At 46.3% G+C, this 8,134-nt stretch carries 10 protein-coding genes and 1 pseudogene; 3 read left to right on the forward strand and 8 right to left on the reverse strand.

Annotation, left to right across the window (positions count from 1 at the left end; translation table 11 throughout):
- From AAKU61_RS21475 to AAKU61_RS21485, 3 genes are all read right to left on the reverse strand, one after another.
- Positions 1–653: IS21 family transposase (locus AAKU61_RS21475; protein ID WP_503012671.1), on the reverse strand; the 653-nt coding region annotated here is incomplete at its 3' end.
- 511 nt (positions 654–1,164) lie between these two features.
- Complete coding sequence (locus AAKU61_RS21480; RefSeq protein ID WP_322118930.1) at positions 1,165–1,377, reverse strand: hypothetical protein; 213 nt, start codon at positions 1,375–1,377, stop codon at positions 1,165–1,167.
- Positions 1,378–1,422: 45 nt separating this feature from the next.
- A complete protein-coding gene (locus AAKU61_RS21485) occupies positions 1,423–1,632 on the reverse strand; it encodes a hypothetical protein (protein ID WP_354335572.1) in 210 nt (69 codons plus the stop codon).
- A gap of 1,167 nt (positions 1,633–2,799) precedes the next feature.
- Between AAKU61_RS21485 and AAKU61_RS21490 the strand changes: the two genes are divergently transcribed.
- Complete coding sequence (locus tag AAKU61_RS21490) at positions 2,800–2,925, forward strand: hypothetical protein (protein WP_354335574.1); 126 nt, start codon at positions 2,800–2,802, stop codon at positions 2,923–2,925.
- Positions 2,926–2,949: 24 nt separating this feature from the next.
- Positions 2,950–3,351, forward strand: a complete 402-nt coding sequence (locus tag AAKU61_RS21495) for an HNH endonuclease (protein WP_354335575.1) — start codon at positions 2,950–2,952, stop codon at positions 3,349–3,351.
- 360 nt (positions 3,352–3,711) lie between these two features.
- On the opposite strand, the gene AAKU61_RS21500 is transcribed toward AAKU61_RS21495, so the two are convergent.
- The 4 genes from AAKU61_RS21500 to AAKU61_RS21515 all read right to left on the reverse strand — a co-directional run bounded on the left by AAKU61_RS21500 (position 3,712) and on the right by AAKU61_RS21515 (position 6,755).
- A complete protein-coding gene (locus AAKU61_RS21500) occupies positions 3,712–4,167 on the reverse strand; it encodes a fasciclin domain-containing protein (protein WP_354335577.1) in 456 nt (151 codons plus the stop codon).
- A 227-nt stretch (positions 4,168–4,394) separates the two neighbouring features.
- The gene (locus tag AAKU61_RS21505) at positions 4,395–4,835 is read right to left on the reverse strand and encodes a c-type cytochrome (RefSeq protein ID WP_354335579.1); all 441 of its coding nucleotides are present in this window, start codon (positions 4,833–4,835) and stop codon (positions 4,395–4,397) included.
- 83 nt (positions 4,836–4,918) lie between these two features.
- Positions 4,919–6,259, reverse strand: a complete 1,341-nt coding sequence (locus AAKU61_RS21510; RefSeq protein ID WP_354335581.1) for a Y-family DNA polymerase — start codon at positions 6,257–6,259, stop codon at positions 4,919–4,921.
- A 13-nt stretch (positions 6,260–6,272) separates the two neighbouring features.
- Complete coding sequence (locus tag AAKU61_RS21515; protein WP_354335583.1) at positions 6,273–6,755, reverse strand: LexA family protein; 483 nt, start codon at positions 6,753–6,755, stop codon at positions 6,273–6,275.
- Positions 6,756–6,903: 148 nt separating this feature from the next.
- Here AAKU61_RS21515 and AAKU61_RS21520 point away from each other — a divergent pair, with 148 nt between their 5' ends.
- Entirely contained in the window at positions 6,904–7,587 is a 684-nt protein-coding gene (locus tag AAKU61_RS21520) for an SOS response-associated peptidase (protein ID WP_354335585.1), read from the forward strand.
- A 185-nt stretch (positions 7,588–7,772) separates the two neighbouring features.
- Here the strand turns inward: AAKU61_RS21520 and AAKU61_RS21525 are convergent.
- Positions 7,773–7,952: pseudogene (locus AAKU61_RS21525) on the reverse strand (DDE-type integrase/transposase/recombinase); the annotation flags it as partial.
- Positions 7,953–8,134: the final 182 nt, after the last annotated feature.

Genomic DNA, 8,134 nt, shown 5'->3' on the forward strand with positions numbered 1-8,134 from the left:
TTGGGTCGTGGCTCATGCCTTCTCCTTAACTTTGAAACGAAGGAGTGTGGCGCGTTCATTTCATCATTGCTAGATGGTTGCGTCGGACGCTTACCTTGGAATGAGCGAGTATGCGCATCAAAAAGCATTTCATGGCTTTGCATCGGATAAGCGATCATCCAAAAAGCACGACTGCTCGCTAATTTACAATGTGACACTTCGATACGCTTACGCAGACCACCAATCCAAGCGTATTCACAACGCCAATCAAATTGAAATGCTTCGCCATGCGCAAAACGCAATGGCACAAAGGCTTTACGTTGCGGCGCATCCCCCAATACCTGTCGCAGTTGACGAACATGCGCACTCGTTCGCACATAGCTACCTTTAAAACCTTGTGCTTTGATGGCTTCAAACATCACTTTGGCTGTGCGTCGATCACGTTTAGGTCGATGGCTATCTGTTTCTAACCATTGCCGTAATTGGTCTGTGAAAGGATCAATTAATCGGCTGACTTGTCGCGGAGGGTACCTCGGCTCTTGCATTGCTTCTTTTTTGAGCCAGTTACTGATGGTATTGCGAGACAAATTGGTTCGTCTCGCAATTTCTCGTATCGAGAGTTTGTCGCGGAAATACATCCGCCTTATTTTGGCTAACATGCCCACGGTGATCACTCCATGTCTCCCTGCTCATTTGTTAAGCAGGCAATTCAATCACGTGGCTCAGTTTTGGATGAAATTTATTCTAAAAAGTGGCTTAGTTTAGGGTCATCGTCAACACCATTGCCAGAGTTTTATACTAAGGTCTGGAACACCACAATAGAAGTCTGGATTCCGACTCAATTGCGGCAATACTGCTTCGCGAACGAATGGTGTGCACTTGTCATCAGGGTAGGGAACTTCTACGTAAAATTCCTCACCTGTGTCAGTGACTATGCAGATACTGATTAGGATCGGTTCCAGCAAGTCGGTGAATTCCGTGTCGATGAAAACACTTATTTTTAGCTCTGGGATGGGATGAAAATCTGAAATTGCAAGTCAAAGCATTAATGCCGAGGCTGACACTAACTGTGTAGTACTTGAACGAGATTATTAATTAAACTATCGAGTAAATAGTAGTTGTACCAATGATTGACGTCCTACATTCCCCTGCGGGAACTAGGACGGCAAATGAGACCCAAAAGAATTATTGCAGATGAGAGCAAGGTATATCATTTATGTGTTGCGCCGCCATTCTGGCCCAAATAAGGTAGCCATCATCGACGAGCTCCCTAACACGACTTTCCCCCAATTCACGTAATAAGACCGGCGTTATTGCGCCGAGTTTGCGTTCAAGTAAAGTTTCCCAGAGCGCTTGCTCTTGTTCTTCAAACTCTATCCAGCCATTGACTATGCGCATTGTTTAACTCCATTAGTTAACTGTCGAATTACGGACAACAAGATCTCAGAGTCCTCGTTTCCATTGTTTCTTGACGCCCTCTATCGCGCCCCCTAAAGGTGAAAAATAGGCACGAAGGGTATAGCGCCAGAAGCCTTTCCATCCAGACTCTTGAACTCGCGCATGGGCGACCTCTGATGCTTGCCATGCCCCAATAAAAATCGCACAAAATAATTTCCAACTAAATACTAAAATACGTTTTGCTAATGTCAGCACGGTTCTTCTCCTAAATTAAACTCGTTGAACACAACCATGGCTTCATTGCCTAGTGCACAGTGATGGCAGGTCGATGTAAAGATGGAGGCTGCTAGTTCTTTTGAGGTCATTCATTTCAAAGATTTCCCATTGAAATCGATACCTCAACAACGTTAGAATCCCATATAAAAGAGTCTTGTCAAATTGCAGAAAATTGAATAACTGCTTCGGAATTGGATGCTTATCCCAACAGTGCAAATCTCATTGAGAAAGCAGATATCAACGGGCGAACTAAGAAAGAAGACGATGAGAAAAACTGTAGGGGAAGGGAGGGGGGGCAGTGCTGGTGATGTAGAGCGTTAGCCGAATTAGGCTAAGCTACGACGAGTAAGCTGAATTCGAAGTTAATTGGGTATGTTCTAGAAAAATAGCCCTAGACTATGGCTGAATTTCGCCTACGCTATTCTTTTAGTGAGCAAATGTGTTTTCAGGGAAAATGATATAAACATGAGTTTATTAGCGATAGGCATTCTGAGTTTGCAGACTCTCTGTGGTCTCTACGGATTATATTTACTGATTGGTTGTATCCGTGGGCTTTTGCATGAACGTACCGGGCAGGAAATTCATCGTCGCTCTTTATGAAGAATGTTTATCTCAAAATTTGCTACTCCACTTGGTGAGCATTTTGTCGATCATTGCATTGCGGCTGATTCTGAGCGGCAAACGGGATGCATGTCTGTCACGAAACCAAAAAGATGTAGGTATCTAAGAATGTATCAAGATGTTTCCCCACTGTGCATCGTTGACCGATCAGCATTCCGGCCGTGCTTGCCAAAGTTTTTCGCAGATACAAACGTCTAGTTGGCGCTAGTTGTTAGTTCGACAAAGCCTATTGTAAGGTGACTGGTCAATTGCAGTATTTTTTGGCATCCCGTCGATCGCAACAGCACCACCATCGATCTTCTGCTCACCCTCCAACGCTTGTCGTGATTTACCTGCAGCGCGACGCTTCTTCAAACAGACTATAGGACTGTATAGTTTGCCGATGAAAATTACCATTGACAAGAGCGGTGCCAAAACCACAGAGATCGATAGGGTAAGGGCGGACATCCGCGCTGATATCGAACTATGTTGGATCAAGTATCTTATTATATCGTTGAGCAAGAACATCTTGCCACGAGGTGGATTGTGCGATCCATATTCGGCCTCAAGGATTTTATTGTGACCGCATTCCTTGCGCTGCATTACGACCCTGCAGATGATCAAAAAAGGCCCGCCTTACTGTCTGACGGTGTGGACAAAAACGTAGACTAATTTATCAGATCTAATTATTGCGACATGACGAGTCGATTGCTGGTCAGCAACAGTTTGCCATCGCAGCTATCATTCATCGATATCCATTCGTATTCTGCCATGAAACGTAAACAAGTCGATCCACCCGGCTGGCATATGGAATCCAGTGCGCCTATCTGCCCGCTTTGCGCAAGGCCGATTCCTACTGCGCAGCGTGACGCACATCACCTGATCCCGAAGATGAAAGGTGGCAAGCTGACGGTAACGATGCACCGCATTTGCCATCGTCATATTCACGCCTTATTTACCGAAACCGAACTAGCGCGTGATTTCAACACCGCGGAAGCATTGCTACAGCAAGCGGAAATCCAAAAATTCGTTCGTTGGGTACAAACCAAGCCGGACGATTTTTTTGAAAGGACGCGGCGCGCCGGACGCCGTCGGTAAATACAAAACTTCCCACTGCGGTCGCCAAACTAGCTTCGGTGGGCGTTGCCTCGCGGGGTGCGAGTTTGACCGTTTATGTCGCAATAAGTGAATCTAATAGAGTTTGATCCGGATGATTTCTGTGAAGGTCGCATCAAAAGCACCCTCCGCGAGCGTCTCAAGCGACTGAATATCCATTGGAAATCATAATGCTTTGTGCGCACTGATACGTGGCATCCCTACTGTGTTTTCGTCAAATAGGTCAAACTTCGAGCTTAACCTGCTCAGGATATTTTTATGCGGAAAACCCCCAAAAACTGGTATCCAACTTTTTGGGATTAGTTAAGTAAGTATCTTTCTTACTCAAACAATTTTTCTAAATTAATTAGGCATAATCACTGAGTCAATGACATGGATCACACCGTTGTCGGCCACAATATCGGTTTTCACCACGTTTGCATTGTCTACTTTAACCTTACCCCCGGCAGTCGTCACCATCAGCGAACTACCTTCGACAGTTTTGACAGGACCCGCCTTTACATCCGCTGCCATTACCTTACCAGCTACAACATGATAAGTGAGTACTTTAGTCAACGCAGCCTTATCCTTTAAAAGAGCATCGAGCTTATTTTTTGGAATTTTTGCGAATGCTTCGTCAGTCGGTGCAAAAACAGTGAATGGGCCCGGACCTTTTAATGTCTCAACTAGTCCAGCGGCCTTGATGGCGGTAACCAATGTTTTAAAAGAACCTGCTGCCACGGCGGTATCAACAATGTCAGCTGCTTGAGCTGATACGAAAGCAAAAGTGAGCACTGCTGCTGTAATTAATTTCTTCATTTTGTGATTTCCTCGAATATTGATCAGGCGGGATAGCCTCAGTTGCATACAACTATTGATCAAAACAGTTGAGCAAGGAAATGTTACACCAACTAAATACGTAAAGTTTTCGAATAACGTGACAAAACTGGATCAATATCGCAATTGGAATTGCCCGGTCCTTGAGACTGGTTTAGATCACAATTAATATTTATCGCTGCCTCAACTCATGCGCTTTGTATGAGTATCTACTTTGGATCAACTGGAAAACTACGCAAATAAGCAAGTAAATCATCGACCTTCTTCTTATCGCTGAGACCCCAAAATCTCATTTTTGTACCAGGAATTAGATCGCTGGGTGAATTAATGAATTTCGTCAAAGACTGTTCGGACCAGACGATACCCGATTGTTTGATTGCAGCTGAATATCGACTCTGGTAATCAACCGTGCTACCCGCTACTCGCCCAAAAATACCATTTAGTTGTGGCCCAAACCCAGCTCTTGCGCCAGGCCCAACAGCGTGACAAGACGCACATGCCAAACTTACAAAAAGTGCCTTTCCAGATGCAACGGAGTCTGTCGCATAGGATGATTGCATCTGACACGCTGTAACCAATACGATGCAGAGCCGACCAACGATCTTTGGAACGCTAGAATTGATAGCTGGCTTATTTTCACCTGTATTCATAATTGACTTTCATCGGAGCGAAGACACTGATAGTTTCAAGGAGTTACTGCACATCGGTAAATATACAAGGCAGTTAATCTATCTTATCTCGCAAAAGCTAAAGGCGTCTCATCCCATCTCGTCGTATATTTCGGCGACTTCTTCTCGGCCCGCATACTCCAACGTTTTTGCATGCCACACGAGGCAATGTTCACTGAATTAGCGCCTAGTTCTCTGTTGAGGATGTCAATGGTCTTCATGAGCTTACTAGAGCGCTGTGCTTGCTCGCCGTGTGGATCAAACAAAGCGCCTTGCGTTTGTCCTGCATTGGATAGGTCTAGCAGCATGACAGCCACTTTCTTGTACCAGTAGCCAGGACGGTAGATTTGTTCGAGGCCGAATAAGGCGGCACCAATCAAGGTTCTTGTGTCGTCAGTGGGATCAGGTAAGGGAATGACAATGCCATTATTGTATTGCTTGTCTCGTTGGCGGAATGGGTTGGTTCTGACCGCGACATGAATTGCGGCACAGACGGAGTGTTGACGACGAAGCTTCTCTGCGGCGCGGGTCATGTAAGAGGCAGCGGCCTCGTTGAGTTCATCAATGGTGAGAACTAATTGGCCGAATGAGCGTGAGGAGATGATCTGTTTCTTTGGCGAGACGACATCTTCCATATCCAGGCAAGAGAGTCCTCTGAGTTCGTTGACCGTGCGTTCCATCACTACACCAAAGTGAGCGCGTAATAATTTGATGGGGGCGTCTCTCAGCTCTTGTACGGTATTGATATTCATCTCTTGGAGTCGCGCACTGAGTCGTCCTCCGACGCCCCAGACCTCCCCTACAGCGATGGTCGCGAATAGGGCGCTTAAGTCTGGTTCAGGAATGGCATTGAAATCACAGACACTATTAAATTCTGGCCATTTCTTGGCGACGTGGTTGGCGAGTTTGGCGAGTGTCTTGGAGGAGGCAATACCAACGCAGACTGGCAAACCAGTCCATTGGGCGACGCGAAGGCGGATATGTTGCCCCATAACCATCGATGATTGCCAGAGTCCTTGCATACCGTTGAGACTGAGAAAGGATTCGTCAATCGAATACACTTCAACATCAGGGCTGTAATCGCGCAAAATACTGGCGACCCGGTTAGACATGTCACCATAGAGCGTGTAGTTCGAGGATAAGGCAATGATGTCGTGTTCCTTTGCCAGGTCTTTCATCATGAACCAAGGCATTCCCATTTTAACGCCGAGGGCTTTGACTTCATTAGAGCGTGCGACAGCACAGCCGTCATTGTTGGAAAGTACGACCACAGGTCGATTGGCAAGCCGTGGATTAAATACGCGCTCACAAGACACATAGAAGTTATTGCAGTCGACTAAGGCAAATAGTTGCTTACTGGCGCTGAGCTGATTTGTTGCAGGTGGTTGAGCTGGGAGATCGTTCATGGCACTAGTCTCTTTACACCTTGAAGCGCCGTAAGACGCCAATCACGATTCCCCAAATTTGAAGCTCGTCCGTGTCACTAAAGCGAATTGGTTGGTACGCAGGGTTCTCTGCGCGCAGTTCTATCACACCACGCCATTTGAAGAGCTTTTTGACCGTATAGTCGTTATTGATCACGGCAATCACGATATGACCATGACGAGGATCGATAGCACGGTCTACGACAACCTTGTCACCATCGAAGATGCCGGCACCAATCATGGAGTCCCCTTGTACAGTAAAGACAAAGGTCGAGGCTTTATGCCGGATCATGTAGGTGTTGAGATCCAAGGTCTCTTCTACGTAGTCATCGGCAGGTGATGGGAACCCGGCTGGGACCTTCTGTACGAATAAAGGGACACCGGCTAACTCTGGATTGCTAGCAGCGGCCAGCGGTGTCTGATGGAGTGTCGCTAATGGTGGATCTATGGCGCGATTAAAGGAAATAACGGTGTTCATGATGCAAGTGTTGCCTATGTTCTTACAAGCAAATGAGTTTGCTAGAGGGTTTATTAGTGGATTTACCTGCGACTTTTATACTGATTAAATATACAGTATAATTAAGGTCAATGGTGTGGCGCGTCAAAATAAGAGAGGGTCAAAATAAATGTGTGGACGATTTGCTTTAGCACACCCAAAGCCAGTGTTGGAAGAATGGATCGACGTATCGGCAATGCCAGACTTTTTAGCCCGTTATAACATTGCGCCTGGCACCAAGATCATGGTGGTGAGGGAGTGCAAAGATGGTCGACTCGGTTCATTGATGCGCTGGGGATTGGTGCCGCCCTGGATCACGGACGCAAGTAAGCTGGCCATGATGAATAACGCACGTGGCGAGACAGCGGCTGAAAAACCGATGTTCAAGCAGGCATTCCACCTCCGTCGCTGTATTGTTCCAATCTCTGGTTTCTATGAATGGAAAGTGATACCAGGACAAAAAACAAAACAACCTTTTTATATTTCATTCAAAGATAAGTCACCAATGGCATTAGCAGGGATCTGGGAGACCAGTAAATTACCTGATGGTGAGACAGGTTCTTTTTTAGAGACCTGTGCAATTCTCACGGTTGGTTCCAACGCTATGATGGAACCCATCCACGACCGGATGCCAGTGATTTTAGCGAGGGAGGATTGGGACTTGTGGCTGACACCGGATACTTTGCCTACATCTGAGCTGATGCCTTTAATCAAACCCTATGATGCTAGTCAGATGCAGGCTTGGTGCGTGTCGACAGAGGTCAACCGAGCAGCGAATAATTCAGCTGCGTTGTTGTCGCCAGTGTTAATTTGATTCTATAATTGATGTTCTCCCGCACCTCAGCCGCGCGGCTGCTGCTCACACAGAAAGGAAGGGGATTCCTGCTACCAGCGTCGTTCGGGTTCTGTCGCGATAAGGAACTAAAGTTTAGCTGAAGCAGCGAGGTAGCGGAAAAATCAGAAAGCTAAAGAGTAGAATTGATCTGCAGCAGATGTAACTTAACCATCGGGACAATTGAGCTGTCCCTTTTTAATCATGTGCATCGTTTCAATGCCGGCGATGAGTTTGGTGGCACAATGAAATTTTTTGAATCCCAGCATGGGTCGCGTTCGGCGCTTGATGGCTCGGTGGTCTTGTTCCACAAGATTGTTCAAATATTTCGATTGGCGCAACGTGATTTCCAGGCCGCTGTCGGCGATCAGGCTGTTCTGTCAATCGCGGAGTAAAGATGTACCAAGTAGCGCGCCAAAAGTGTACCAGTTAAGTTTAGGACTTACGCAAAAAGCGTAATTTTGTAATAAAACGGGTTTATGCAAGACGCATAGTAATACTCGGATTTTTAAGTTGCTGTCGTAAGAAT

Origin of the sequence: Undibacterium sp. GrIS 1.2 (assembly GCF_040544435.1) — a bacterium.
Taxonomy (GTDB): Bacteria; Pseudomonadota; Gammaproteobacteria; order Burkholderiales; family Burkholderiaceae_D; genus Undibacterium.

Excerpts from the sequence above, each read along its gene's own strand:
- AAKU61_RS21500 (WP_354335577.1), bottom strand. The coding sequence starts at position 4,167 with ATGAAGAAATTAATTACAGCAGCAGTGCTCACTTTTGCTTTCGTATCA.
- AAKU61_RS21480 (WP_322118930.1), bottom strand. The coding sequence starts at position 1,377 with ATGCGCATAGTCAATGGCTGGATAGAGTTTGAAGAACAAGAGCAAGCG.
- AAKU61_RS21495 (WP_354335575.1), top strand. The coding sequence starts at position 2,950 with ATGACGAGTCGATTGCTGGTCAGCAACAGTTTGCCATCGCAGCTATCA.
- AAKU61_RS21515 (WP_354335583.1), bottom strand. The coding sequence starts at position 6,755 with ATGAACACCGTTATTTCCTTTAATCGCGCCATAGATCCACCATTAGCG.
- AAKU61_RS21520 (WP_354335585.1), top strand. The coding sequence starts at position 6,904 with ATGTGTGGACGATTTGCTTTAGCACACCCAAAGCCAGTGTTGGAAGAA.
- AAKU61_RS21510 (WP_354335581.1), bottom strand. The coding sequence starts at position 6,259 with ATGAACGATCTCCCAGCTCAACCACCTGCAACAAATCAGCTCAGCGCC.
- AAKU61_RS21505 (WP_354335579.1), bottom strand. The coding sequence starts at position 4,835 with ATGAATACAGGTGAAAATAAGCCAGCTATCAATTCTAGCGTTCCAAAG.